25 protein-coding genes are annotated in these 24,864 nt (G+C 74.5%); 14 read left to right on the top strand and 11 right to left on the bottom strand.

Features of this window, described 5'->3' with window-relative positions; all coding sequences use genetic code 11:
* Positions 1–9: 9 nt before the first annotated feature.
* Positions 10–1,704, bottom strand: a complete 1,695-nt coding sequence (locus tag E3Z34_RS04590) for a DUF885 domain-containing protein (RefSeq protein ID WP_134772652.1) — start codon at positions 1,702–1,704, stop codon at positions 10–12.
* A gap of 70 nt (positions 1,705–1,774) precedes the next feature.
* On the opposite strand from E3Z34_RS04590, the gene E3Z34_RS04595 reads away from it, so the two are divergent.
* Positions 1,775–2,431, top strand: coding sequence for an MOSC domain-containing protein (locus E3Z34_RS04595; protein ID WP_134772653.1), 657 nt, complete (start codon positions 1,775–1,777; stop codon positions 2,429–2,431).
* Between the two features lie 51 nt (positions 2,432–2,482).
* Here the strand turns inward: E3Z34_RS04595 and E3Z34_RS04600 are convergent, their stop codons facing one another.
* Together E3Z34_RS04600 and E3Z34_RS04605 are read right to left on the bottom strand one after the other, a co-directional pair.
* Positions 2,483–2,746, bottom strand: a complete 264-nt coding sequence (locus E3Z34_RS04600; RefSeq protein WP_238695347.1) for an acyl-CoA carboxylase epsilon subunit — start codon at positions 2,744–2,746, stop codon at positions 2,483–2,485.
* Positions 2,743–4,359 (bottom strand): acyl-CoA carboxylase subunit beta, encoded by a 1,617-nt coding sequence (locus E3Z34_RS04605; RefSeq protein WP_134772654.1) that lies wholly within the window; start codon positions 4,357–4,359, stop codon positions 2,743–2,745. Before E3Z34_RS04605 ends, E3Z34_RS04600 begins: the two co-directional genes overlap by 4 nt.
* A gap of 24 nt (positions 4,360–4,383) precedes the next feature.
* On the opposite strand from E3Z34_RS04605, the gene E3Z34_RS04610 reads away from it, so the two are divergent.
* The 4 genes from E3Z34_RS04610 to E3Z34_RS04625 are packed head-to-tail and all read left to right on the top strand — an operon-like array spanning position 4,384 to position 7,805.
* Positions 4,384–5,196, top strand: a complete 813-nt coding sequence (locus E3Z34_RS04610) for a biotin--[acetyl-CoA-carboxylase] ligase (RefSeq protein WP_134772655.1) — start codon at positions 4,384–4,386, stop codon at positions 5,194–5,196.
* Between the two features lies 1 nt (position 5,197).
* Complete coding sequence (locus E3Z34_RS04615) at positions 5,198–5,989, top strand: enoyl-CoA hydratase/isomerase family protein (protein WP_134772656.1); 792 nt, start codon at positions 5,198–5,200, stop codon at positions 5,987–5,989.
* Between the two features lie 55 nt (positions 5,990–6,044).
* The gene (locus E3Z34_RS04620; RefSeq protein ID WP_134772657.1) at positions 6,045–6,734 is read left to right on the top strand and encodes a response regulator transcription factor; all 690 of its coding nucleotides are present in this window, start codon (positions 6,045–6,047) and stop codon (positions 6,732–6,734) included.
* Positions 6,735–6,740: 6 nt separating this feature from the next.
* On the top strand, positions 6,741–7,805 hold the full coding sequence (locus E3Z34_RS04625) for a sensor histidine kinase (protein WP_238695348.1): 1,065 nt from the start codon (positions 6,741–6,743) through the stop codon (positions 7,803–7,805).
* On the opposite strand, the gene E3Z34_RS04630 is transcribed toward E3Z34_RS04625, so the two are convergent.
* On the bottom strand, positions 7,778–8,362 hold the full coding sequence (locus tag E3Z34_RS04630; protein WP_134772658.1) for a GtrA family protein: 585 nt from the start codon (positions 8,360–8,362) through the stop codon (positions 7,778–7,780). The two genes, E3Z34_RS04625 and E3Z34_RS04630, sit on opposite strands and share 28 nt — an antisense overlap.
* A 41-nt stretch (positions 8,363–8,403) precedes the next feature.
* Between E3Z34_RS04630 and E3Z34_RS04635 the strand changes: the two genes are divergently transcribed.
* Genes E3Z34_RS04635 through E3Z34_RS04650 form a run of 4 tightly spaced genes read left to right on the top strand, consistent with a single transcriptional unit; the run spans position 8,404 to position 12,426 of the window.
* Entirely contained in the window at positions 8,404–9,642 is a 1,239-nt protein-coding gene (locus tag E3Z34_RS04635) for a 5-(carboxyamino)imidazole ribonucleotide synthase (protein WP_238695349.1), read from the top strand.
* 47 nt (positions 9,643–9,689) lie between these two features.
* The gene (gene purE / locus E3Z34_RS04640; protein ID WP_134774745.1) at positions 9,690–10,184 is read left to right on the top strand and encodes a 5-(carboxyamino)imidazole ribonucleotide mutase; all 495 of its coding nucleotides are present in this window, start codon (positions 9,690–9,692) and stop codon (positions 10,182–10,184) included.
* A 9-nt stretch (positions 10,185–10,193) separates the two neighbouring features.
* Positions 10,194–11,213 carry an LLM class F420-dependent oxidoreductase gene (locus tag E3Z34_RS04645; protein ID WP_134772659.1) on the top strand — a complete coding sequence of 340 codons (1,020 nt, stop codon included), beginning with the start codon at positions 10,194–10,196 and terminating at the stop codon, positions 11,211–11,213.
* A 52-nt stretch (positions 11,214–11,265) separates the two neighbouring features.
* Positions 11,266–12,426: an acyl-CoA dehydrogenase family protein gene (locus tag E3Z34_RS04650; RefSeq protein ID WP_134772660.1), complete on the top strand. Its 1,161-nt coding sequence runs from the start codon at positions 11,266–11,268 to the stop codon at positions 12,424–12,426.
* A gap of 7 nt (positions 12,427–12,433) precedes the next feature.
* Here E3Z34_RS04650 and E3Z34_RS04655 read toward each other — a convergent pair whose 3' ends face one another.
* Positions 12,434–14,122, bottom strand: a complete 1,689-nt coding sequence (locus E3Z34_RS04655; protein ID WP_134772661.1) for a serine/threonine-protein kinase — start codon at positions 14,120–14,122, stop codon at positions 12,434–12,436.
* 38 nt (positions 14,123–14,160) lie between these two features.
* The gene (locus E3Z34_RS04660) at positions 14,161–15,537 is read right to left on the bottom strand and encodes an LCP family protein (RefSeq protein WP_134772662.1); all 1,377 of its coding nucleotides are present in this window, start codon (positions 15,535–15,537) and stop codon (positions 14,161–14,163) included.
* 96 nt (positions 15,538–15,633) lie between these two features.
* Here E3Z34_RS04660 and E3Z34_RS04665 point away from each other — a divergent pair, with 96 nt between their 5' ends.
* Complete coding sequence (locus E3Z34_RS04665; protein ID WP_338043781.1) at positions 15,634–16,620, top strand: glycosyltransferase family 2 protein; 987 nt, start codon at positions 15,634–15,636, stop codon at positions 16,618–16,620.
* Between the two features lie 9 nt (positions 16,621–16,629).
* Here E3Z34_RS04665 and E3Z34_RS04670 read toward each other — a convergent pair whose 3' ends face one another.
* The 3 genes from E3Z34_RS04670 to E3Z34_RS04680 are packed head-to-tail and all read right to left on the bottom strand — an operon-like array spanning position 16,630 to position 18,867.
* Positions 16,630–17,304: a CoA transferase subunit B gene (locus tag E3Z34_RS04670; protein WP_134772663.1), complete on the bottom strand. Its 675-nt coding sequence runs from the start codon at positions 17,302–17,304 to the stop codon at positions 16,630–16,632.
* A gap of 3 nt (positions 17,305–17,307) precedes the next feature.
* Positions 17,308–18,099, bottom strand: coding sequence for a CoA transferase subunit A (locus E3Z34_RS04675; protein ID WP_134772664.1), 792 nt, complete (start codon positions 18,097–18,099; stop codon positions 17,308–17,310).
* 30 nt (positions 18,100–18,129) lie between these two features.
* Positions 18,130–18,867: a TIGR03089 family protein gene (locus E3Z34_RS04680; protein WP_158288601.1), complete on the bottom strand. Its 738-nt coding sequence runs from the start codon at positions 18,865–18,867 to the stop codon at positions 18,130–18,132.
* Between the two features lie 60 nt (positions 18,868–18,927).
* Between E3Z34_RS04680 and E3Z34_RS04685 the strand changes: the two genes are divergently transcribed.
* Entirely contained in the window at positions 18,928–19,950 is a 1,023-nt protein-coding gene (locus tag E3Z34_RS04685) for a DNA-3-methyladenine glycosylase family protein (protein ID WP_238695350.1), read from the top strand.
* Here the strand turns inward: E3Z34_RS04685 and E3Z34_RS04690 are convergent.
* Positions 19,908–20,873, bottom strand: a complete 966-nt coding sequence (locus E3Z34_RS04690) for a coenzyme F420-0:L-glutamate ligase (RefSeq protein ID WP_134772666.1) — start codon at positions 20,871–20,873, stop codon at positions 19,908–19,910. The genes E3Z34_RS04685 and E3Z34_RS04690 overlap by 43 nt on opposite strands.
* 97 nt (positions 20,874–20,970) lie before the next feature.
* Positions 20,971–22,197: a 2-phospho-L-lactate transferase CofD family protein gene (locus E3Z34_RS04695; protein ID WP_338043782.1), complete on the bottom strand. Its 1,227-nt coding sequence runs from the start codon at positions 22,195–22,197 to the stop codon at positions 20,971–20,973.
* On the opposite strand from E3Z34_RS04695, the gene E3Z34_RS04700 reads away from it, so the two are divergent.
* The 3 genes from E3Z34_RS04700 to E3Z34_RS17605 all read left to right on the top strand — a co-directional run bounded on the left by E3Z34_RS04700 (position 22,142) and on the right by E3Z34_RS17605 (position 24,856).
* Positions 22,142–22,411: a WhiB family transcriptional regulator gene (locus E3Z34_RS04700; RefSeq protein WP_134772667.1), complete on the top strand. Its 270-nt coding sequence runs from the start codon at positions 22,142–22,144 to the stop codon at positions 22,409–22,411. The two genes, E3Z34_RS04695 and E3Z34_RS04700, sit on opposite strands and share 56 nt — an antisense overlap.
* A 36-nt stretch (positions 22,412–22,447) precedes the next feature.
* Complete coding sequence (locus E3Z34_RS04705; protein ID WP_134772668.1) at positions 22,448–22,891, top strand: hypothetical protein; 444 nt, start codon at positions 22,448–22,450, stop codon at positions 22,889–22,891.
* A 501-nt stretch (positions 22,892–23,392) separates the two neighbouring features.
* Complete coding sequence (locus tag E3Z34_RS17605; RefSeq protein ID WP_158288602.1) at positions 23,393–24,856, top strand: hypothetical protein; 1,464 nt, start codon at positions 23,393–23,395, stop codon at positions 24,854–24,856.
* Positions 24,857–24,864: the final 8 nt, after the last annotated feature.

Below are 24,864 nucleotides of genomic sequence, written 5' to 3' on the forward strand. Positions count from 1 at the left end.
GTCCTGGGCTCAGAGCTCGCCGAGGACCGCGGCGCGCAGCGTGTCAAGGCCGACGCCGCCCACGTCGAGGGCGCGGCGGTGGAAGGCCTTGAGGTCGAAGGACTCGCCCTCCCGCTCGCGGACCGTGTCGCGCAGCTCCAGCCAGAGGCGCTCGCCGATCTTGTAGGACGGGGCCTGGCCCGGCCAGCCGAGGTAGCGGTCGAGCTCGAAGCGGACGAACCCCTCGTCCATGTTGACGTGGTTGTTGAGGAACTCCCAGGCCTTGTCGTAGGTCCACTCACCGCCGCCGACCTCCTCCGGGGCCTCGAAGCCGCAGTGCACGCCGATGTCGAGGACGACGCGGGCGGCCCGCAGCGACTGCGCGTCGAGCAGCCCCATCCGGTCGCCCGGGTCGTCCATGTAGCCCAGGTCGGCCATCAGCCACTCGCTGTAGAGCGCCCAGCCCTCACCGTGGCCGGAGGTCCAGGAGGCCATCCGGCGCCACCGGTTGAGCAGCTCGGAGCGGTAGACGGTCTGGCCGATCTGCAGGTGGTGACCGGGCACGCCCTCGTGGTAGACCGTGGTCAGCTCGCGCCAGGTGCCGAAACTCGTGACCCCCTTGGGGACCGACCACCACATGCGCCCGGGTCGGGAGAAGTCCTCCGAGGGGCCCGTGTAGTAGATCCCGCCCGTCTGGGACGGCGCGATCATGCACTCGATCCGCCGGACCGGCTCGGGGATGTCGAAGTGGACGTCGGCGAGCTGGGCCACGGCCTCGTCGGCCTTGACCTGCATCCACTCCCGCAGCGCGTCCGTGCCCTCCAGCTGGTAGGCCGGGTCGGCGTCCAGGACGGCCACCGCCTCCTTGACCGTGGTCCCCGGCCGGATCTGCTCGGCGGTCTCCTCCATCATCCGGGTGATCCGGGCCAGCTCGTCCTGGCCCCAGCGGTAGGTCTCCTCCAGGTCGATGACGGCCCCGAGGAAGCCCCGCGAGCGCAGCGCGTAGAGCTCCCTCCCGCAGGCGTCGGACTCCGGGGCCTGCGGGAGCAGCTCGGCCTCGAGGACCTCGGCCAGCGTCGCGTAGGCTTCCTTGGCGGACGCGACCGCCGCGGCGAGGTCGGCCCGGAGCGGCTCCGGCTGGACCTCGACTTCCCCGGCGAGGGCGTCGAAGGTGCTGGCCTCGTCCCCGGCCTGGTCGCGGCACTGCTCGGCCACCTTCTCCACCTGGCGTCGGGGAGCGACCTGCCCGTGCCCGGCGGAGAAGCGCAGCGCGGAGGCGTACTGCTCCAGGGCCGTCGGCACGGCCTCCAGGCGGGCCACGATCGTGCGCCAGTCCTCCTCCGACTCCTTGGCCATGAGGTCGAAGATGTCGCGGACGGCCTGCGGCGGGGAGGCGATGACGTTCAGGTCCGCGGGGGCGCGGCCCTCCAGGACGAGGTCCACCTCCTCCACGGCCAGCGACAGCCGCTCACGCAGGGCCGCCGCGGTCACGCGGTCGACGTCGTCCTCGGGCAGCAGGTCCGCCAGCTGCGCCAGGGTGGCGGCGGCCAGCTCCCGCTGGGCCCGCAGGCCCTCGACCGACAGGTCGTCGATCCGGTCGTCCTGCCCCGGCACCCCGAGGAAGGTGGCCTCCAGCGGGCTGAGGGCGACGGAGGCGTCCAGGTGGGCCTCGGCGAGGCGGTCGATGTCGGTCTGGGGGCGGCGGTGCTCGGTCACCCCTGGAATCTACCGCCCGGTCCACGACCGTCCGGGGCCAGGGGCGGGGCTCCCCGGGGGCGCCGCATACCCTGACCTCATGCTGGCCCGCGTGCGCTCGACCAACCTCGCCGTCCCCCGGCCGGACCCGGGCGCCGGTCGCACCACAGGGATCGACAAGCGGCCCGTGGACCGGATCGAGGTGTTCCGGCCCGGGCCCAGGTATGGCGACGGGCCCGGCGTCGTGGGCGACCACGTGGGCGACACCCGGCACCACGGCGGTGAGCAGAAGGCGGTTTACGCCTTCAGCCGGGAGGAGCTGGACTGGTGGGAGGGGGAGCTCGGGCGGGGCCTGCCGGACGGGATGTACGGCGAGAACCTCACGACCGAGGGGCTCGACCTGGAGTCCCTGCTGGTCAACCAGCGGGTGCGGGTGGGGGACGAGGTGGTGCTGGAGGTGTCGGTCCCGCGGACGCCCTGCGCCACCTTCCAGCGTCACATGGGCGAGAGGGCCTGGGTGCGGCGGTTCACCGAGCGCGGCCGGTGCGGGACCTACCTGCGGGTCGCGGTGCCCGGCACCGTCCGTCCGGGCGACCCGCTGGAGGTGCTGGAGCCGCCCGCCCACGACGTGGACCTGCGCACCGCCTTCGCCGCGGCCATGGGTGACGATCGTGCGGCACGCTCCGTGGTCGACGCCGGCTGCCTGCCGACGATATACCACGAGCGCCTCGCGCGGCATCTCGCCGGGGAGGGCTGAGGTGAGCGCCCGGGGAGGCACCGGGGTGACCCTGGGGTGAACGCCCCGGGCTCAGCGCGGCAGGGCCGAGGCGCGCCAGCCTCCCGGTCCCACGGCGGGGCGCGGGCGGGCGAAGCGGGACCGGGCCGTCCACAGGGTCCGCGGCGCGGGCGCCGGTGCGCCCTCGCCCGTGGCCGCCGCCAGCACGACGGTGAGCGCGGCCAGCTGTTCCGGGGTGGGGTTGCCCCGCTCCACCCTGATCACAGGGGTGTCACCCGCCGGTGCGCCCGCCGGGGGAGCCGCGTGCCCCAGCTCGATCGCGACGTCGCCGCTCACAGCGGGATGTTCCCGTGCTTGCGGGGGGCCCGGGTGGAGCGCTTGGAGCGCAGGTGGCGCAGCGCCCGGGCGACCTCGATGCGGGTGTGCGCGGGCTCGATGACGGCGTCGACGTAGCCGCGTTCGGCGGCGATGTAGGGGTTCGCGAGGGTGTCCTCGTACTCCTGGATCCGACGGGCCCGCTCGGCCTCGACGTCCCCACCGGCGTCGGCCGTCTCCTGCAGCTGCCGTCGGTAGAGGATGTTCGCGGCGCCCTGGGCACCCATGACGGCGATCTGGGCGGTGGGCCAGGCGAGGTTGACGTCCGCACCGAGGTGCTTGGAGCCCATGACGTCGTAGGCGCCGCCGTAGGCCTTGCGGGTGATGACGGTGACCAGGGGGACGGTGGCCTCGGCGTAGGCGTAGAGGAGCTTGGCGCCCCGCCGGATGATGCCCCCGAACTCCTGGTCGGTCCCGGGCAGGAAGCCGGGCACGTCCACGAAGGTGAGGATGGGGATGTTGAACGCGTCGCAGGTGCGGACGAACCGGGCGGCCTTCTCCGAGGCGTCGATGTCCAGGGTGCCCGCGAACTGCATGGGCTGGTTGGCCACGACCCCGACCGAGCGCCCCTCGACCCGGCCGAAGCCGGTGACGATGTTGGGGGCGAACAGCTCCTGGGTGGCCAGGAACTCCTCGTCGTCGAGGACGGCGCGGACGGCCTCGGTGATGTCGTAGGGCACGTTGGCCGAGTCGGGGATGAGGGTGTTGAGGGCCTCGTCGGCGTCAGTGACCTCCTCCAGCGCCTCCTGCTCGAAGGCGGGCGGGTCCTCGAGGTTGTTCTGCGGCAGGTAGCTCAGCAGCTCCTTGACGTAGTCGATCGCGTCGTCCTCGTCCGAGCCCATGTAGTGGGCCACGCCGGAGGTCGTGTTGTGGGTGCGGGCGCCGCCGAGGTCCTCGAAGGTGACGTCCTCACCGGTGACGGTCTTGATGACGTCGGGTCCGGTGATGAACATGTGCGAGGTCTGGTCGGCCATGACGATGAAGTCGGTGATGGCCGGGGAGTAGACGGCGCCGCCGGCGCAGGGTCCCAGGACCAGCGAGATCTGCGGGATGACGCCGGAGGCGTGCACGTTGCGCTTGAAGATCTCGGCGTAGAGGCCCAGGGCGACCACGCCCTCCTGGATGCGGGCGCCACCGGAGTCGTTGATGCCGACGACGGGGCAGCCGATCTTCATCGCCAGGTCCATGACCTTGACGATCTTCTCGCCGAAGACCTCACCCAGGGAGCCGCCGAAGACGGTGAAGTCCTGGGAGAAGACGCAGACCGGTCGTCCGTCGACGGTGCCGTAGCCGGTGACCACGCCGTCGCCGTAGGGGCGCCGGGTCTCCTGCCCGAACGCGGTCGAGCGGTGCCGGGCCAGGGCGTCCAGCTCGGTGAAGGACCCCTCGTCCAGCAGCGCGTCGATCCGCTCCCTCGCGGTCTTCTTGCCCTTGGCGTGCTGCTTGTCCACCGCGGTGGCCGAGCCCGCGTGGACGGCCTCGTCCATCCGGGCGCGGTGGTCGGCCAACCGGCCGGCGGTGGTGCGCAGGTCCGGGCCCTCGCCCGCCTGCGGGGCGTCGACAGTGTCGCTCATGGTGCTCAACTTAGCCTTGACGGTATGACGACAGACAGTCGGGACGGTGAGTTCCCCCGGTGGTGGTGGGAGACCCCCGAGCGGCACGCGAGCATCGGCTCCACCAACACCGAGGCCCTCGCGGACGCCCGGCCGGGGCGGGTGGTCGTCGCCGACCACCAGAGCGCGGGTCACGGCCGTCGCGGGCGGTCGTGGTCCTCCCCGCCGGGCACCGGGATGGCGATCAGCGCCGTGCTCCCGGGCCTGCCCGCGGCCGTCCTCGGCTGGGTCCCCCTCGCGGCGGGACTGGCCGTCGTGCAGGCGCTCGCCGACAGCCGGTGGCCCGTCCACGCCGTGCTGAAGTGGCCCAACGACGTGCTCGTCGAGGGTGGCGCGCGCCCCGGCAAGCTGTGCGGGGTGCTCACGCAGGTGGCCCCGTCCGGGGCGGTGGTCGTGGGCGCCGGGGTCAACGTGGACCACGAGGAGGACCAGCTGCCCGTCCCGTCGGCGACGTCGTGGCGGCTCGCCCGGGGTGGGGCGCCGCTTCCCGACCAGGCCCGCGAGGTCTTCCTCGAGGACTACCTGCGCCACCTGGCCGAGCGGCACGAGCAGCTGGCCGCCGGGCGGGTCGGGGCGGTGCGCGCCGCATACCTGGACCGGTCGGCGACCGTCGGCCGGACGGTGGTGGTGCACCTGCCCGACGGTGGCACTGCGGGAGGCCGGGCGGTCGGGCTGAGCCCGGACGGGGCCCTCGTCGTCGAGGGTGCACAGGGCCGCACCGTCCACCACGCCGGGGACGTGGAGCACGTGCGACCGGGCCTGCCCGTCGGCCAGGACCCGCACGGGTACCCTGCCTGACATGGCCTTCACGATGCTCCAGCTGACCCGGCACGGCGAGGGGGCCCACGTCGTGGAGCTGGCCCTGGACCGGCCGGCGGCGATGAACGCCATCTCGACCGCCTTCGCCGAGGAGATCACCGCGGCGACCGCCGAGCTGGCCGCGGACCCCTCCGTGCGGGCCGTCGTCGTGACCAGCACCCACCCGAAGGCCTTCTGCGTGGGGGCCGACCTCAAGGAGCGCAACGGCTTCACCGACGCGCAGATGATGGAGCACCGGCTCGTCACCCGGAAGGCCTATCGGGGGGTGCTGGACCTCCCCGTGCCCGCGGTGGCGGCCGTCGAGGGCTACGCGATGGGCGGGGGGATGGAGATCGCCCTGTCCTGCGACCTGGTGGTCGCCGGCGAGCAGGCCACCCTGGCGCTGCCCGAGGTGGGGGTGGGCGTCATCCCCGGCGGAGGCGGCACCCAGCTGCTCACCCGGCGCGTCGGCTGGTCCCGCGCCGCGTCCATGATCTTCACCGCGCGCCGGCTCACCGGCGCCGAGGCGCACGCCCTGGGCGCGGTGGACGAGCTCGCCACCCCCGGTGCCGCCCGGGCCCGGGCCCTGGAGATCGCCGCCCAGATCGCCCGGAACTCGCCGGTCGCCGTGCGCAACGCCAAGTCCGCCATGCGGCTGGGGATGGGCACCGACCTGGCCGCCGGGCTGGAGATCGAGGACGGCGCCTGGCGGGCGACGGCCTTCAGCGGCGACCGTCGCGAGGGCGTCGCCGCGTTCGCCGAGAAGCGCACGCCGCAGTGGCCCGGCGCATGACGCGGACGGGGGCATACTGGCCCGGGCCCACCACCCACGGAAGGACGGGGACGACGTGACGAGGGTGCTGCTCGCCGAGGACGACCCGACGATCTCCGAGCCCCTCGCACGCGCGCTGCGGCGGGAGGGGTATGTCGTCACCCTCGCCGAGGACGGCCGGGCGGCCCTGCGGGCCGCGGTCTCGGACGACCCCTACGACCTGCTCGTCCTCGACCTCGGTCTGCCCGTCATGGACGGTGTCGAGGTGTGCCGGAAGGTGCGGGAGAGCGGCAGCACGCTGCCCGTGCTCATGCTGACCGCCCGCACCGAGGAGATCGACACGGTCGTCGGTCTGGACGCCGGGGCCGACGACTACGTCACCAAGCCGTTCCGGCTCGGTGAGCTCATGGCCCGGGTGCGGGCGCTGCTGCGCCGGGGGCCGGGTGCGCCTCCGGTCCGCACCGGGGCACCGCTGCGCATCGACGTCGACGCCCGTCGGCTCTTCGTGCACGACCGCGAGGTTCGGCTGACGACCAAGGAGTTCGACCTGTTGCGCGTGCTCATGCGCGAGGAGGGTCGGGTCGTCTCCCGCGAGGTCCTCATGCGTGAGGTGTGGGACACCTGGTTCGGGTCCACCAAGACCCTGGACATGCACGTCTCGGTGCTGCGGCGCAAGATCGGCGACGACGCCCACGACCCCCGGCACATCGTCACGGTGCGGGGGGTCGGCTTCCGCTTCCAGAACGACCCCGACGGGACGGACTGACCCGGGGTGCGCACGATCCTGCGGGAGCACAGCACGCGGGTGATGCTCACCGTCACCGCCGTGCTCGTCGCCGTGGGCTCGCTGGCCGCGGTCGTCATGAACGAGGTCGAGCTGGCCCGTCAGGCCGCGGGGATGAACCTGCTGCCCACCTGGGTCACCGCCCTGGTGGTCCTGGTCTGCACCGGGGTGGCGCTGCTCATCGCCCACCCCTGGGCCCGCTCGCTGGCCGACCGCACCTCCGAGACCGTGGCCGTGCCGCTGCGCCGCCTGGCGCACCGGACCGACGAGATGGCCTCCGGGGGGTTCGCCCTGGATCCCCAGGCCCGCCCCGGACGGCTCGTCGACCCCGGTCCATGGCACTCCGGCATCCTGGAGGTCGACGCCCTGGCCCGGGAGATCGACCGGCACCACCAGACCTTCGCCCGGGCCCTGGTCTTCGAGCGGTCGTTCGCCGCCGACGCCTCCCACCAGCTGCGGACGCCGCTGGCGGCGCTGCTGCTGCGGCTGGAGGAGATCGCCCAGTCCGACGACCCGGCCGTGGCCCGCGCGGAGGCGGACATCGCCATCGCGCAGGTGGAGCGGCTCACCGGCGTCGTGGACGAGCTGCTGCGCCGCACCCGGGCCGGGCACGCCAGCGGCGGGGCGGTGAGCGCCGTGGACACCGTGCTGGCCGGGATCGACAAGGAGTGGACACCCGCCTTCGAGGAGGCCGGCCGCACGATCCGGCTCACCTGCGAGCGGGGCGTCATCGTGGAGGCCAGCAGCTCGGCGCTGTCCCAGGTGCTCAACACCCTGGTGGAGAACGCCCTCATCCACGGTGCGGGGCAGGTCGACGTGCACGTGGCGCGGTCCGGCCCCTCCGCGGTGGTCACCGTGGGCGACCACGGGCCCGGCGTGCCGAGGGAGCTGTCCCGGGCGATCTTCGACCGGGGCCGCACCACAGGGGACGGCACCGGTCTGGGTCTGGCCGTCGCGCGGGAGACGGTGGAGGCGATCGGCGGGCGGCTGGAGCTGGTCCAGGCCCGTCCGGCCGTCTTCTCCTGCTACCTGCCGCTGGCCGAGACGTCCTGACCCGCCGCGGGGCCCGGGGTGGGAGCCGTCGACGGAGATCCGGCCGCAGGCACGTCATCCCCGGACCCTCGCGCCTCGGCGGCCAGCTCGCCGCGGAAGACGAAGGTGCGGTAGGCCCAGAAGCGGAAGAGGGTACCCAGCGCCAGCCCGATCCCGTTGCCGGAGATGTTGTCAGCGAGCTGGCTGTCCAGCCCCAGCACGTAGCGGGAGAACCCCAGGCAGGCCAGCGCGATCCCCAGCCCGACGACGTTGAAGAAGACGAAGAGCACGAACTCCCGGGGCACCCCCTCGCTGCGCCGGTGCCGGAAGGTCCACCACCGGTTCCCCAGCCATGAGAAGACCGTCGCGACGCCGGCCGACACCGTCTTGGCCCACAGCGGCGAGTCGGCCATCGGCCCCGGGTCCGCCCCGGGCAGGCCGAAGACGAGCAGGTTGTAGAGGACGGTGTCGAGCACGAAGGCCAGCGCCCCCACGGTGCCGAACTTCGCCAGCTCCTGCACCAGCACCTGGTAGCCGGCGCGCAGCCGGTCCACCAGGCCGGGTCGAGGAGAGGTCACGGGCGGCGATTCTACGTCGCGGCGCTGGGTAGGGTTGCTAGGTGACCATCTCCGACCCGGCCCCCCCGCCGCTGCGCGCCGAGGGCGGCTTCCCCGTCGTGGGGATCATCGGCGGGGGCCAGCTCGCCCGCATGTCGCAGCCCCCGGCCGTTGCCCTGTCCATCACGCTGTCGGTCCTCGCCGAGTCGGAGACCGCCAGCGCGGCGCTCGTCGTCCCGCACAGCCCGGTCGGGGAGCACACCGACCTGGAGGCCGTCCGCGACTTCGCCCGGCACTGCGACGTCGTCACCTTCGACCACGAGCACGTGCCGCCGGAGGTGCTCGCCGTGCTCGAGGCCGACGGGGTGCCGCTGCACCCGTCACCGGCGGCGCTCGTGCACGCCCAGGACAAGCTCGCCATGCGTCGCCGGCTCTCCGAGCTCGGCCACCCCTGCCCACGCTGGGCCCGGGCCCGCACCGCCGCCGACGTCGAGGCCTTCGCCGCCGAGGTCGGCTGGCCGCTCGTCGTCAAGGCGCCCCGCGGGGGCTACGACGGCAGGGGCGTGCAGGTGTGCCGTGCCCTCGGGGACGTCGAGCCCTGGCTCGCGGGGGTGGGTCAGGGCGGGCTGGCCGACGGGCTCCTGCTGGAGGAGGCGGTGTCCTTCCGCCGCGAGCTCGCCGTCCTGGTGGCCCGCAGCCCCTCCGGCCAGGCGGCCGCCTGGCCGGTCGTGGAGACCGTCCAGACCGACGGCATCTGCACGGAGGTGCTGGCCCCGGCCCCCGACCTCGACCCCGTCCTGGCGGTCGCCGCCGTGGAGGGCGCCCTGCGCCTGGCCGGGGAGCTGGGGGTCACCGGGGTGATGGCCGTGGAGATGTTCGAGGTCCACCGGGAGGGCGCCGAGGGCGGCGCGGCCTCCGCCGGCTATCTCGTCAACGAGCTCGCCATGCGCCCGCACAACAGCGGCCACTGGACGATCGAGGGGTCGGTGACCAGCCAGTTCGAGCAGCACCTGCGGGCGGTCCTCGACCTGCCGCTGGGTGATCCCTCACCCCGCGACGCCTGGACCGTCATGGGCAACGTGCTGGGCGGGGAACACCCGGACCTGTACCCCACCTACCGCCACCTCATGGCCCGCGACCCCGGGCTGAAGATACACCTCTACGGCAAGGGTGTCCGCCCCGGGCGCAAGCTCGGCCACGTCACGGTCTTCGGCGGTGACGGCACCACCGGGTCCCTCTCCGCCCTGCGCGAGCGGGCCCGCCACGCGGCCGACTACCTGCAAGGAGTGATCGAGGAGTGAGCACCCCGCAGACCCCTGCGACGGCGGCACCGCTGGTCGGGCTCGTCATGGGCAGCGACAGCGACTGGCCGGTCATGGAGGCCGCGGCCCTGACGCTGGAGGAGTTCGGCGTCCCCTACGAGGCCGACGTCGTCTCGGCCCACCGCATGCCGGGCGAGATGATCGACTACGGCCGGCAGGCGGAGGCCCGCGGCCTGCGGGTCATCGTCGCCGGGGCGGGGGGCGCGGCGCACCTGCCCGGCATGCTCGCCTCGGTCACCGTGCTCCCCGTGATCGGCGTGCCGGTCCCGCTCAGGCACCTGGACGGCATGGACAGCCTGCTCTCGATCGTGCAGATGCCCGCGGGCATCCCGGTCGCCACCGTCTCGGTGGCCGGCGCCCGCAACGCCGGCCTGCTGGCCGTGCGGGTGCTGGCCGCGGGGGAGGGCGAGCAGGCGGCCCGGTGGCGCGAGCGGCTGGGCCGGTTCGCCGAGGACCTGCGCGACCAGGCCCACGCCAAGGGGGCCCGGCTGCGGGAGCGGCGGGCCGGCACCCAGGGCTAGGTTGGGCCCATGCGTTTCGGAGTGTTCGTGCCCCAGGGCTGGCGGATGGACCTCGTCGGGATCGCTCCCGAGCGGCAGTGGGGGGTGATGCTGGACCTCGCCCAGCGGCTGGACGCCGAGGAGTCCTGGGAGTCGCTGTGGGTCTACGACCACTTCCACACCACGCCCGAGCCGACGCAGGAGGCCACGCACGAGGCGTGGACCCTCATGGCGGCGCTCGCCGCGACCACGGGCCGGGTGCGGCTGGGGCAGATGTGCACCTGCATGAGCTACCGCGAGCCGACCTACCTGGCCAAGGTGGCTGCGACCGTGGACGCCATCTCCGGCGGCCGGGTCGAGATGGGCATCGGTGCGGGGTGGTACGAGCACGAGTGGCGCGCCTACGGCTACGGCTTCCCCAGCGCCGGGGAGCGGCTGGCCCGGCTCCGCGAGGGCGTGGAGATCTTCCGACAGATGTGGACGACGGGCAGCGCCACCCTCGAGGGCGAGCACTACCGGGTCGACGGGGCCCTCTGCCACCCCCGACCCCTCCAGGGGACGGCCTTCGAGGGCAGCCCGCGCAACGGCATACCGATGTGGATCGCGGGCGGCGGGGAGCGCAAGACGCTGCGCATCGCGGCGGAGTATGCCGACTGCACCAACTTCGACGGCTCCCCGGAGGGTTTCACCCGAAAGTCCGAGATCCTGCGTCAGCACTGCGCGGACGCCGGGACGGACTTCGAGGCCATCGTCCGCTCCGCCAACTACAACGTCGTCATCGGCCGCGACGAGGCGGAGGTGGAGGAGCGGCTCGCCGGGGTCAAGGACCGGTTCCTGCGGGCCGGCCTGGACGAGGACCGCGCCGAGGCGCAGGTCGCCAGCCTGCGGAACCAGCCCGCCGTCGGCACCCCCGAGCAGATCGTCGAGACGCTGCAGGGGCTGCAGGAGCGAGGCATGACCTACGCCATCACCTACTTCGCCGAGGCCGCCTACGACACCTCCGGCGTCGACCTCTTCGAGGACGAGGTCATCCCCGAGCTGCAGGGCTGAGGCGGGCAGCCTCCCGGCGGGAGGGGCGGCGGCCCCGAGTAGGCTCGGCGCCATGAGCGACTTCGACCTGTTCCGGATCAACGAGGACCACGAGGCACTGCGGGAGGCGGTCCGCGAGATCGCCGAGGAGCAGATCGCGCCGCACGCCGCGGCGGTCGACGAGGAGAGCCGGTTCCCGCACGAGGCGCTCAAGGCCCTGACCTCCACCGACATGCACGCCCCGCACATCCCGGAGGAGTACGACGGCGTCGGTGCCGACGCGCTCGCCACCTGCATCGTCATCGAGGAGGTGGCCCGCGCCTGCGCCTCCAGCTCGCTCATCCCGGCGGTCAACAAGCTCGGCACGATGCCGCTCATCCTTGCCGCCAGCGAGGAGGTCAAGGCGAAGTACCTCCCGCCGGTCGCCCGCGGGGAGGCGATGTTCTCCTACGGTCTGTCCGAGGCGGGGGCCGGGTCGGACACCGCGGGTATGCGGTGCCGCGCGGTCGAGCAGGGCGACGGCTCGTGGGTCCTCAACGGCCAGAAGTCCTGGATCACCAACGCCGGCGAGTCTGAGTTCTACACCGTCATGGCGGTCACCGACCCCGACGGCCCGCGCGGACGCAACGTCACGGCCTTCGTGGTGGAGAAGGGCGATCAGGGCTTCACCTTCGGCGAGCCGGAGAAGAAGCTCGGCATCAAGGGCTCACCCACCCGGGAGCTGCACTTCGACAACTGCCGCATCCCCGGTGACCGGATGGTCGGCGGCCTGGGCGAGGGCCTGAAGATCGCCCTGAGGACGCTCGACCACACCCGCGTCACCATCGGGGCCCAGGCCGTCGGCATCGCCCAGGGCGCGCTCGACGCCTCGCTGGCGTACGTCAAGGAACGGCAGCAGTTCGGCAAGGCGATCGCCGAGTTCCAGGGCGTCCAGTTCATGCTCGCCGACATGGGGATGAAGCTGGAGGCCGCCCGGCAGATGGTGTACGTCGCGGCCTCGAAGTCCGAGCGCGGGGACGCCGACCTGCCCTTCTTCGGAGCGGCGGCCAAGTGCTTCGCCTCCGACGTGGCGATGGAGGTGACGACCGACGCCGTGCAGCTCTTCGGTGGCTACGGCTACACCAAGGACTTCCCCGTCGAGCGGATGATGCGGGACGCCAAGATCACCCAGATCTACGAGGGGACCAACCAGGTCCAGCGGGTCGTCATGGCCCGGCAGCTGCTCAAGGGCTGAGCGCGGCTCAGTCCTCCTCGGCCGTGGTGGCCTCGGCGTCCTGCTGCTCCGGCTCCTCCGTGGAGCGCAGCAGCACCAGCGGCTCACCGCCAGCCTCGGTGCGGCCGACGACGAGCTCCTCGTCCTGGCGCCGCGTGCTCGTGCCGTAGGTGTAGGTGACCGTCGAGGTCACGAGCACCGAGCCGTCCTCGCGCTGGGTGCCCACCATGCCCTCGTAGCGCAGGCCGGTGAGCCCGTCACGGATCTCCGGATCCACCTCGACGTCGGGGCCCAGCAGCGGGGCCACCCCGGCGGCGCCCTCACGGGACAGGACCACGTAGAACCGGTCCGCCAGACCGACGGCCTCCGCCACCGTGACCGGCGCCGCGTCGGTGGGCTGGGTCACCGACGTCGGGTCGGTGCCCCCGGGGTCGTCGAGGCCCTGGGCGATGGTCCACACGAGCCAGCCCAGGGCGGCCAGGAGCGGGACGACGAGCAGCCACCCCAGCCACATCGAGCGGCGGACCGGCCCGCGACGTGCGGGGGCCCGACCGCGCGTCGTGCGGGTCCGCGACGCCGGACCGGGAGCCGGGGCGCGGTGCTGCTCGGGTCCGCCCGGCCGGGGCCCGGCGTGCGGGTCCCGCCCGCCCGGCCAGGGCTCGGGGCCGCGCTCCGCGGCATGAGGTATGGAGCGGGTCGGGTCGACGACCGGGACGGCCTGGGTGGAGGGGGGACCGGCCCGGCCGTCCCCCAGCGCGGCACCCACGGCCGCGCCGGCCGCAGCACCGGACCCCGCGGCCCACGCGGCGTCGTCCCGGTGACCGGGTGAGGACCCCGGCGTCCCCGGTCCGCCCCCGCCGGCGATCCGGCGCAGCTCGGTGGCGGCGTGCTCGGCGGTCCAGCGACGGGCGGGGTCGAGCTCCAGCATCCCGCGCAGCACGGGCGTCAGCGCCCCGGCCCGCGTGGGCGGGGCCGGGGAGTCCCGGGCGATCGTGTGGAGCTGGGCGACGCTGTTGGGCTCCTCCCGGAACGGTCGCCGGCCCTCGACCGCCGCATACAGGGTCGCCCCGAGGGCCCACACGTCGGAGGCCGGCGAGGGGTCCTCGCCGCGGGCCAGCTCGGGGGAGAAGTAGGCGGCGGTGCCGGCGACGAAACCGGTCTTGGTGAGGGCCGCGTCCTCCTCCGCCCGGGCGATCCCGAAGTCGGTGAGCTTGGCGTTGCGCCCGGTGTCGTCGGTGAGCAGGACGTTGCCGGGCTTGACGTCCCGGTGGACGATCCCGGCCCGGTGGGCGGCCGACAGCGCGGTCGCGACCTGCGCGCCGATCCCCGCCACGAGGTCGACGGGCAGCGCGCGTCCCCCCTCCATGAGGGCGGCCAGCGAGGGCCCCGGGACGTACTCCATGACGATCCAGGGGGTTCCCTCGAACTCGAACGCGTCGTAGACACGCACGACGTGCTCGTGGGCCAGGGTGGCGCTGGTCCGCGCCTCCCGCAGGCCACGCGTCACCAGGACCTCGGCGTCGGTCTCGCCGGCGACCCGCTTGAGCGCCACCTCCCGCCCCAGCTTCTCGTCGAGGGCGAGCCAGACGATCCCGCCTCCGCCGCGCCCCAGGGTCCGCAGGATGCGGTAGCGGTCGGCGACCCGGCCGGGGTCGTCCCCGGCCCGGGCGACGTCCGTGGTCTCGGGCTCGTGCCGGTCATCGTGGTTGTCGCTCATGGATCACCTCCGGTCCAGTCTGGCGTACGCGGCGGGGGTCAGGGGGTGGGGACCGTCACGGCCTGGCCGTTCCGGAGCGCGGTGAACAGGGCCGCAGCCCCTTCCTCGTTCCACAGGACCGCGCTGCCCACCGGGCTGGCGAAGTTGGCCTGGGCCACCGGGACGGTGACCGAGGTGCCGGAGCCGTTCGCGACCGACCGCATGGCCAGGGCGAGCCGGCCGGCCTCGATCAGCGAGGTGTCGTCCCCGAGGGCCAGCGCGCCCCCGGTGGCGGTGCCCACCTGGTGCAGCCGCCAGGGGTTGAGGACCGTGGCGGGGGTGGCGAGCTCCTGGACGAGGGCGCCGAGGAACTCGCGCTGGCGCTCCACGCGCCCGATGTCCCCCCGGGGATCGCTGTAGCGCATCCGTACGTAGCCTAGGGCCGAGGCCCCGTCGAGCACCTGGCAGCCGGCCGGCAGGTCGAGGTGGGCCTTGTCGTCCTGGATGGGCTCGTCGAGGCACATCTCCACCCCGCCGACACCGTCGACGACGGTGACGAACCCGCCGAAGCCGATCTCCAGGTAGCCGTCGACCCGCATGCCGGTGGCGCGCTCGACGGTGTCGGTCAGCAGCTCGGGGCCGCCGCGGCTGTGCGCGGCGTTGAGCTTGTCCCACCCGTGGTCGCGGATGTCCACGTAGCTGTCCCGCGGCAGGCTCACCAGCGTCGGGCTGCCCAGGGTGGGCACGTGCAGCAGCATGACCGTGTCGGCCCGCGAGCCCTCGGTGAAGCCGGTGCCGAAGTCGTCCCGCTGGTCCTCGGTCAGCTGCTCACGGCTGTCCGTGCCGACGAGCAGGAAGGTCGACCCGGCGGCGCCGCCCGGCCGGTCCGCGACGTCCGGCGTGGCGTCCACCCGGTTGACGCTGCCCCACACCAGGGAGAGCACGACGATCATGGTCACGACGTAGGCCACGACCAGCAGGGCCAGGAGAGCGAGGAACCGGCGGAAGCCGTAACGGGGCCGGCGCCGGCGCCGGCGGGGCGCGGGGGCGGTACGGCGCCGCGGCGGCGGTCCGGAAGGGGCCCGACGCTCGTCGTAGCGCTCGTCGTACGGGTCGTAGCCCTGGCGACGGTCGTCGTAACGCTCGTCGTAAAGGTCGTAGCCCTGGCGACGGTCGTCGTAGCGCTCGTCGTAAGGGTCGTAGCCCTGGCGACGGTCGTCGTAGCGGTCGTCGTAGGCGTCGTAGCCCTGGCGCCGGTCGTCGTAGCGCTGGCGAGGGTCGTCGTAGCGGTCGTCGTAGGCGTCGTGGCCCTGCTCGTCGCGGCGCGGCGGCCGCGGCATGCGCTGCGTCGGGTCGCCCTGCGGGGACCGGTCGTCCCGCCCCCGCGCAGGGCGCGGCACGGGGCGGGTCCAGTCGTCGTCGGGTGGGCGAGGCACGGACAGACAGCCTAGGCCAGGTGCCTTGTGGTCGGCTGGACGTGGCCCGCGCGAGCCGCAGCGGGGCGTCCCCGCCCGGAAGGTAGCCTCGCGGACGTGACCCCGACGCCCGACCGCACCGCATACCCGCCCGTCTCGGTCATCATGCCCATCCTCAACGAGGAGGGGCACCTCGAGGAGGCGGTGCGCTCGGTGCTGGCGCAGGACTACCCCGGGGGGATGGAGGTGGTGGTCGCGGTCGGGCCGAGCCGTGACCGCACGCGGGAGGTCGCCGACCGGCTCGCCGCGGGTGACCCCCGGGTGCTCGTGGTGGACAACCCGGGCGGCCGCACGCCGGACGGTCTCAACGCGGCCCTGGCCGCCTCCCACCACGGGATCGTCGTGCGGATGGACGGCCACGGCGCGATGAGCGAGGGCTACGTGCGGCGGGCGGTGGAGCTCCTGGAGGAGACGGGGGCGGCCAACGTCGGGGGCCTCATGCTCGCCGAGGGCTCGACCGACATGCAGCAGGCCGTCGCGATCGCCATGCGCTCACCGCTGGGCATCGGTGGGGCCCGCTTCCACGTCGGAGGACGGGCGGGACCGGCCGAGACCGTCTTCCTCGGGGTCTTCCGCCGGGCCTGGCTGGAGCAGGTCGGCGGCTACGACCCGTCCTACACCCGCGCGCAGGACTGGGAGCTCAACCACCGGATCCGCAAGGCCGGCGGGGTCGTGTGGTTCACGCCCGAGCTGACGGTCACCTACCGGCCCCGGTCCAGCTTCGGTGACCTGGCCCGGCAGTTCTACACCAGCGGCCAGTGGCGGCGGCAGGTGGTGCGCCAGCACCCCGACAGCGTCAACGCCCGCTACCTGGCGCCTCCGGCGGCCCTCGCCCTCGTCGTGGGTGGCGCGGTCGGTGGGCTGCTGAGCCGGCCGATGTGGGTGCTCCCGCTGGGGTATGCGGCGGCCGTCACCGTCGGCGGGGCGTGGATCTCACGCGGCCAGGGCGTCGGGGTCCGGGCCCGGATGCCCGCGGTGCTGGCGACGATGCACCTGATGTGGGGCGCCGGGTTCCTCCGCGGACCCGACGCCCCACCACGCTGACCCGGCTGCTCAGCCCTCCGTGGGAGGGGTGGGCTCCGGGGTCGGCTCGTCGACCGCGATGCGCAGCTGGGGCTCGGTCTTCTCCACGACCTCCTCGACGCTGACGCCCGGGGCGACCTCGCGCAGGACCAGGCCCTCGGGGGTGACGTCGATGACCGCGAGGTCGGTGATGATGCGCTGGACGACCTGCAGACCGGTGATGGGCAGGTCGCACTCCTCGACGATCTTGTAGGAGCCGTCCTTGGCGACGTGGTCCATGAGGACGATGACCTTCTTGGCACCGAGCACCAGGTCCATCGCGCCGCCCATGCCCTTGACCATCTTGCCCGGGATCATCCAGTTGGCGATGTCGCCGGCGCGGGAGACCTGCATGGCCCCGAGGATGGCCGCGTCGACCTTGCCGCCGCGGATCATGCCGAAGCTGGTGGCCGAGTCGAAGAAGCTGGCGCCCGGCCGGACGGTCACCGTCTCCTTGCCGGCGTTGATGAGATCGGCCTCCTCCTCACCCTCGTAGGGGTAGGGGCCCACGCCCAGGATGCCGTTCTCCGACTGCAGCACCAGCTCGACGTCGTCCGGGACGTAGTTGGGGACGAGCGTGGGCATGCCGATGCCCAGGTTGACGTAGTCCCCGTCGCTCAGCTCACGGGCGGCGCGGGCCGCCATCTCCTCACGGGTCAGAGCCATGGCTCAGGCCTCCTGGTTCGTCGTCGGGCGGGGGCGCGTGGTCACGCGCTCGATGTCCTTGGCCGTGGCCTGCTCGGGGGTGAGGGCGAGCACCCGCTGGACGTAGATGCCGGGCAGGTGCACGTCGTCGGGGTCGATCTCACCGGGCTCGACGAGCTCCTCGACCTCGGCGACCGCGATGCCGGCGGCCATGGCGCACAGGGGGTTGAAGTTGCGGGCCGACTTGTTGAAGACCAGGTTGCCGTGCCGGTCGCCCCTGGCGGCCCGGACCAGGCCGAAGTCGGCGAAGATCGACTCCTCCAGGACGTAGTCCCGGGCGTGCCCGCGCACGGAGTACTCGCGCTTCTCCTTGGGAGGGGACTCCAGCACCACATTGCCCTCGGCGTCGTAGCGCCACGGCATACCTCCCTCGGACACCTGCGAGCCCACCCCGGTGGGGGTGTAGAAGGCCGGGATGCCGGCGCCGGCGGCGCGCATCTTCTCGGCCAGCGTGCCCTGGGGGGTCAGCTCGACCTCGAGCTCGCCGGAGAGGTACTGCCGCGCGAACTCCTTGTTCTCACCCACGTAGGAGGCGATGACCCTGCTGATCCTGCCCTCGGCCAGGAGCAGGCCCAGGCCGGCGCCGTCCACGCCGCAGTTGTTGGAGACGACCTGGAGGTCCTTCACCCCCTGGGCGAGGACCTCCTCGATGAGCACGGTGGGGATGCCGGAGAGCCCGAACCCACCGACGGTGACCGTCATGCCGTCGGTGAGGCCTGCCAGCGCCTCGGCTGCGGAAGCGACTACTTTGTCCATGCCAGGAGGCTACCCGCCGCGGGGGACGCGTCAGCCGGGACCCCCGGCGTCCGGGACCGCCCGGAAGGTCACGCCCTCGGCCGTCAGCCGCGGGTCGTCGTCGGCCGGCAGGGGGCCGTCCACCAGGACCGCGGAACCGTCGGTCGCGAGCATCTGGAGCACCACCCGGACGAAGGTGCCCCGGTCCCGCGTCGTGACCAGGGAGCGGCCGCCCGTCGGCAGGGGCGCCAGACCCTCGAGGAGGTCGGCGTAGGTGACCCGGGAGCCGAAGGTGACCAGGGCCGTGTCCTGCGGGTCCACCTCGTCCCACGCGACGAAGTCGTCGGCGTAGCTGGACAGCTCGGCGGCCTCGTCCATGACCCCCGAGCGCAGCTCGGCCCCGAAGTGGCGGGACAGGGCCGGCAGCGCCACGGCCACCACCTCGTCGCAGTCCTCGGCGAGCTCGCTGTCGGGGTCGGTGGTGACCAGGACGTCGGCCCCCTCGTGGGTGTCCACGGTCAGGGTCGCCCCGACCGACCAGACCGCCAGCGCCCAGTAGGCCAGCCGCCAGTGCGGCGCGGGGAGGTCCACGAGGACGACCGAGCCGGGCTGGACGTCCAGGCCCTCCTGGAGGGCGTTCGCGGCCTTGGCGACCCACGTCCGCAGCACGCGCCGGGAGATCTCGATCCGTTCGCCGGTGCCGTCGGGGTTGTCGTCGTAGTAGGTCAGCGCCGGGCGGGTGGCGTCGGCGGCCACGGCGTCGGAGAGGACCTGGGCTGGAAGGTGCACGGACCCCAAGGTAACGCCACGTCTTGCGTCGGCGTGCCCGGAGGGGCAGGCTTGGGCGCCGTGACCCCAGCCCCGCGTCGACCCGTGCCGGGGGTCCCCCCGGCCACGGGACCGGCCCTGCGCCCGGTGCGCAGGGTATGGCGTCCGGACGGCCCGGTCGACGTCCGGGCCACCTGGGGGGTGCTGCGGAGAGGGGCGGGCGACCCCTCGTGGGTGGTCGCGCGCGGCGCCCTGTGGCGCGGCATCCGGGCTCCCCAGGGTCCGGCGACGCTGCGTCTGGTGCCGCACCCCGGGGAGGGGGTGGTCGAGGCCGAGGCATGGGGGGCGGGGGCTGCCTGGGTGCTGGAGCACCTGCCCGGCATGCTGGGGGAGGGGGACGAGGGGCGGGCCACCTTCGTCGCGCACCACGGGGTGGTCGCCGACGCGCTACGGCGCAACCCGGGGTGGCGGGTGCCGAGGACGGGCCTGGTCCTGGAGTCCCTCGTCCCGGCCGTCATCGAGCAGAAGGTGACCGGGCAGGAGGCCTTCTCCGGGTGGCGGCGGATCGTCCGCCGCTTCGGGGAGCCGGCCCCCGGGCCCGGCGGACCTCTCGGCCTGGTCGTGGCGCCGTCGGCGCCGACGCTCCTGTCGATCCCCTCCTGGGAGTGGCTGGGGGCCGGCGTGAGTCCGCAGCGCTCCGACACGGTGCAGCGGGTGGCCCGCGTCGCCTCGCGGTTGGAGGAGGCGGCCGACCTCGATCGCGTGGCGGCGCGGCGCCGCCTCACGAGCATCCCCGGGGTCGGCGTGTGGACCGCGGCCGAGACCGCGCACCGGGCGTTCGGCGACCCCGACTCGGTGAGCTTCGGCGACTACCACGTCGCGGCCAACATCGGGTGGGCGCTGACCGGCCACCCCGTCGACGACCAGGGCCTGGTGGAGCTGCTCCGGCCGTACGCGGGGCAGCGCTACCGCGTGCAGCGGCTGCTGGAGCTGGTCGGTGCGCTGCGGCCCCGGCGGGGTCCGAGGATGGCGCCCCGGGCCCACCTGCCGGTGGCCCGGCGTCACCCCAGGGGTGGTCGGGAGCCGGGGGCGCGGTCGGCCTGAGACGGCGCGCCCGTGCCGGGGTGCTCCGCCACGTGCACCGCGGCCCCCACGTCCTCGCCCGCCAGGGCCACCTCGAGCCGTGCGGCGACGCGCCCCGCGGTGACCGGGTCCGGTGCGTGCACCGCATACCCGGTGCCGGCGGAGCCGGTGACCCCCGCACCGGGGTGGCCCAGCACCGCGAGCCGGACGGCCCGCGCGCCCCTCTCCTCCACGGGCTCCGGCCCCACCGGGGCGAGCCCGACCTCCTCGGCCGCCACCGAGCCGGGCGGGGCGCCCAGGGCGGCTCGCACCGCCTCGTGGTGACCCACGGCGAACCAGTCGGAGGGGCCGGTCCGGACCAGGGAGCGTGCCCCGGGCGTCGTCCCGGCGGGGGCCACGGCCTCCGGGAGCCCGCGGACGAGCGCCGCGGCCACCCCACCCAGCTTGCCCTTGACCAGGTCGGCCGCCGCGGCGAGCTCGTCGGCGAGGGCCCGCTCGGTGACGGCCAGCGGGCGCCCGTCGACGTCGGTCCCTCCCCGCAGGTCGTCCACGACGTGCAGCCCGTGCGCGCCCAGGGCGAGGTCGACCTGCCCCGCCCGCCAGGCCCGGCCCGCCGTGTCGGTGAGGATCACGCCCACCCGCGTGCCCGGCCGGAGCCCCACGAGGCGCGCGTGCAGGTCCGCCGCGGCGGCGTCGGGGTCCTCCGGCAGCAGCAGGACACCACCGTCCGGACCGGTGTTGGAGGCGTCCACGCCGGCCGCCGCCATGACCGGGCCGGCGACGGCCTCGACCACCCGGGTGGTGCCGCGCGGGGTGCGGCGCTCGGCGACGACGCGCACGGTCGCGCGTGCCACGACCTGCTCCCGGTGCCGCCGGGCCCCCTCGGGGGAGGCGGGGGAGGCCTCGCGCAGGCCGAGGGCCTTCGACACGACCTTGCTCGACACCGCCAGCACGTCCCCGTCCTGCAGCCCGCCCCAGGGCTCCAGGCCCGCAGGAGGAGCGGGGCCAGGTCGGTGCCCGCCGTGACCTCCGGCACCCCGGTCAGGGGGCCAGGAGCACGCCGCCCCGTCCGGGGAGCGGCCCGGTCACGCGGTCCGCTCGGCGGGCGAGGGGCGCAGGGTCAGCGCGAGGTCGAGGGCGGCGCCGGCCACCCGGCTCGCGCCCTGAGGGTCGCGCATGAGGATGTCGTCGGCGCGCACCGTCACCCGCGCCGGCACGCCGGCGCGGTCGACCTCGTCGCCGTGGTGGACGAGCCAGCCGTCGAGCAGGTCGGCGTACAGCCCGCGACACCGCTGGCCGTGGGCTCGACCCCGCGGGGCCAGGCAGGCATCGGCATACCCGCGGACGGGCCGCCCACCCACGACGGGACTCACCCCGACCACCGGTGCCCGGGTGCCGCGCAGCGCCTCCGGATGCCCGGGACACCAGGATGATCCCGATCGAGACGACGGGGTTGCTCGGCGGCAGCAGCACGACGTCGGCCGAGCGGATCGCCTCCAGCACACCGGGTGCGGCGGCGGCCCGGGCCAGACCCGCGACGGTGAACCGCCGGGCCGGCAGCGCGGCCCGGTGCCGCACCCACCACTCCTGGAAGTGCAGGGCGCGCTCGCCGTCCCCGTCGTCGACGACCACGTGGGTCTCGATGGGGGTGTCGGTCGCGGGCAGCAGCTCGACCCCCTGGTCCGGCAGCCCCCAGCGATCCGCGAGGCGTCGGGTGACCTCGGTCAGGCTCAGCCCCTGCCCGAGCCAGAGGCTGCGGGCGACGTGGGTGCCGAGGTCGCGGTCGCCGAGCCCGAACCACCGGGGCTCGACACCGAGGGCGCCCAGCTCGGCCATGACCTCGCGGCCGTCACCCTCCCGACCCCAGCCCTGCTCCTCGTCGACGGCGCCGCCCAACGTGTAGAGGATGGTGTCCAGGTCCGGGCAGACCCGCAGGCCGAAGAGCGTGATGTCGTCGCCGGTGTTGCCGACCACCGTGATCCTCGCCGGGTCCGTCCCGGTCCGGTCCGGAAGGGCACGGACCAGGCCGCGGACGAAGCGGGCGCCACCGACGCCGCCGGAGAGAGAACGGTGATCTGCATGGTGCCATTGTGCGAGGTCAGCGGCTTCTAGCAGATCGGGGGTTGACTCAGAGGGATGACACGCGTGTAATTCTCGTTGTGACTTACGGTCGCGGCCGGCGGAAGTGTAGGCGAGAGGTCGAGGAGGAGCCATGCACGAGCTGGAGCTGCTGTCCCTGTTGAACGGGGCGGACGAGCAGGAACCCATGTCCTGGCAGGAGCGTGCCCTGTGCGCGCAGACGGACCCGGAGGCGTTCTTCCCCGAAAAGGGAGGGTCCACCCGGGAGGCCAAGAAGGTCTGCGTCGGGTGCGAGGTGCGCGCCGAGTGCCTGGAGTATGCCCTCGCGCACGACGAGCGCTTCGGCATCTGGGGCGGACTCTCCGAGCGCGAGCGGCGCAAGCTGAAGAAGCGCGCCGTGTGAGCCCGGCTCCCGGCACCTGGCTCCCCCCGCCGCTCCATGACGTCGACGTCCGGGCCCGGCACGGCACGCGCCGGCCGGTCCGCGGTCGACGACGTCACCGTCTCCTCCTCCTCCCCGCCCGCCGGCGGGACCCAGCCCCTCGTCGAGGTCCTCGACGCGCTGGCCGCCCAGACCCGCCCTCCGCAGCGCATCCTCCTGTCCGGGCTGGCGCCCGACGCCGAGGACCTCGACCGCGTCGTGCGGCACCCGTTGGTCGTCGACCACCGGATCCCGCTGCTCCTGCGCCCGGCACGGGAGGGGCCGACGCCCGGTGGCAGCTGGTCGAGGACGCCCGGGGCACCCTGCCCGTCCACGACAGCCATGGATCTGGTTCCTCACCCCCGACAGCCGCCCCGAGCCCGAGGCGCTGGCCGCTCTCGCCGGTGCGGTCCGGCGCAGCAGCCGGGTCGGGGTCGTCGGCCCCAAGCTGGTGCGCGATGACGACCCGCGGCTCCTGCTCGCGCTGGGGCACCACCTGACCCCGGCCGGCCGGGCCACCGACACCGGCCAGCCCGGCCTGGTCGACCAGGGCCAGCTCGACCTCCGGCAGGACGTCCTCGGCGTGCCGCTGGCCGGGTCGCTCGTCGCCAGCCCGGTCCTGGACGCGGTCGGCGGTCTGGACCGGGCCTTCGGCGAGGACGGCGTGGACGGGCTGGACCTGTCCTGGCGCGCGCACCTGGCCGGTCACCGCGTGGTCGTCGCCCCCGACGCCGTGGTCCGTCAGGGGGAGGAGGGCCTGGGTGTCACCGACCCGCTCCGCACCCGGCTGCGGCAGCGCCAGGTGGCGCTGGCCCGTGGGTCCCTCTGGTCGTCCACGTGGCGCGCGCTGGGCGTCCTGGTCACGAGCCTGCTCGCCGCCACCGTCCTGCTGCTGGTCAAGCGCCCCGAGGAGGCGGTGGCCGAGTGGACCGATGTGCGCGCGGTGCTCAGCCCGGCCCGCGGGTGGGGCGCCCGCCGCCGATTCTCCCGCCGCCGCACCGTCCGTCCCGCGACCTCGCGGGACTGCACGGGTCGCCGCGTGCGGGATGGCGCTCCACCCTCGACACCGTCGGCGAGGCCCTCGACCCGAGGGCGTCGGCGCCCGGTCGCGACGCGCCGTCTGCGGGGCGCGGCGGGGTCGAGTCCGGCCCGGTGCCGGACGAGCTCGCCGAGCTCTCCGGCGAGGGTCGTCGACGAGCACGCTGGAGCTGGCCGCTGGCCGTGGCCCTGGTCGTGTGCCTGGCCCTCACCGGGTGGGCCTGGCGTGACCTGCTCGAGGGCCTGCGGCCGGGGGGCCTGGGCGTGGTGGGACCCGAGCTGGGGGTGGCCGACACCGACGCCGGGGGGCTGTGGTCCTCCGCCCTCGACGGCTGGCGCGGGTCCGGCCTGGGTCACGCGCGGCCGGCCGAGAGCTGGCTGCCCGTGGCGGCCGCCCTGGCGCTGGTCGCCCAGCTGCTCCCCGGGGCGGCCTCCGCACCCGCGGCGCCCGCCCTCGCCGGGGCGCTCGCCCTGGCGGCACCGGCCTCGCTCGTCACGGCATACCTCGCGCTGCGGCGGACCACCTCCCACCGGTGGCCACGGGCCCTGCTCGCCCTGGGCTGGGCCGGCCTGGCGCCCCTGACCGTGGCGCTGGGCGACGGTCGCGTGGGACCGGTCGCCGTCCACGTGCTGGCCCCCCTCCTGCTCGCCGGGTATGCCGTCAGCGCCCACCCCCGCGGCGGGGCCCGCCGCACCGCGGCGGTCTTCGCGACCGTCCTGGTCGTGGTCCTGGCCGCCCTGTGGGTCCCGCTGGTGCTCCCCGTCGTCACCCTCGGTGGCCTGGCCCTGGTCGTGACCGGGCGTGGCGCCGCCCGCTGGCGCGGCCTGGCCCTGGCGCTGCTGCCCTGGGCGCTGCTGCTGCCCTGGCTGCGGACGTGGTGGGCGGAGCCGGTCCGCCTCCTCGGAGGTGCCGGCGCGACCCGGGCAGCCTCCGACCTGCCGGTGACGAGCTCGTCCTGGCAGGTGCTCCTCTCCACCCCGGGCGAGAGGTCGACCCCGGCGCCCTCGAGGCCGTGCCGCTGTGGCTCGCCGCCGCGCTGTGGGCCGGCGCCCTCGCCGCGCTCCTGCCCGGGCCGGCGAGGTCGTCGCGCGGGTCTGCTGGTGGGAGCCGCGCTCGTCTGCGTGACGCTGGCCTGGCTCGCCACCCGTACGGGTCTGGGTGTGCTTCCGGCCCCGCACCCGCAGGCGGGGATGGCCGTGACGGTCTGGCCGGGCACGATGCTCTCCCTGGCCGGAGCCGCCCTCCTGCTCGCCTCGGGGCTGCTCGTTGACCGAATGGTGCCCGTCGCCCCGGGCCCGGAGCCCGCCCAGGTGGGGACCCCGCAGGGTGAGACCCGCAGGGTGAGACCCCGCGGGACGGGTTCCGGCGGGGACGGGTCGTCGGTCTGACGACCGCC

The sequence above is a fragment of the Ornithinimicrobium flavum genome (assembly GCF_004526345.1).
GTDB classification, from domain to species: Bacteria; Actinomycetota; Actinomycetes; order Actinomycetales; family Dermatophilaceae; genus Ornithinicoccus; species Ornithinicoccus flavus.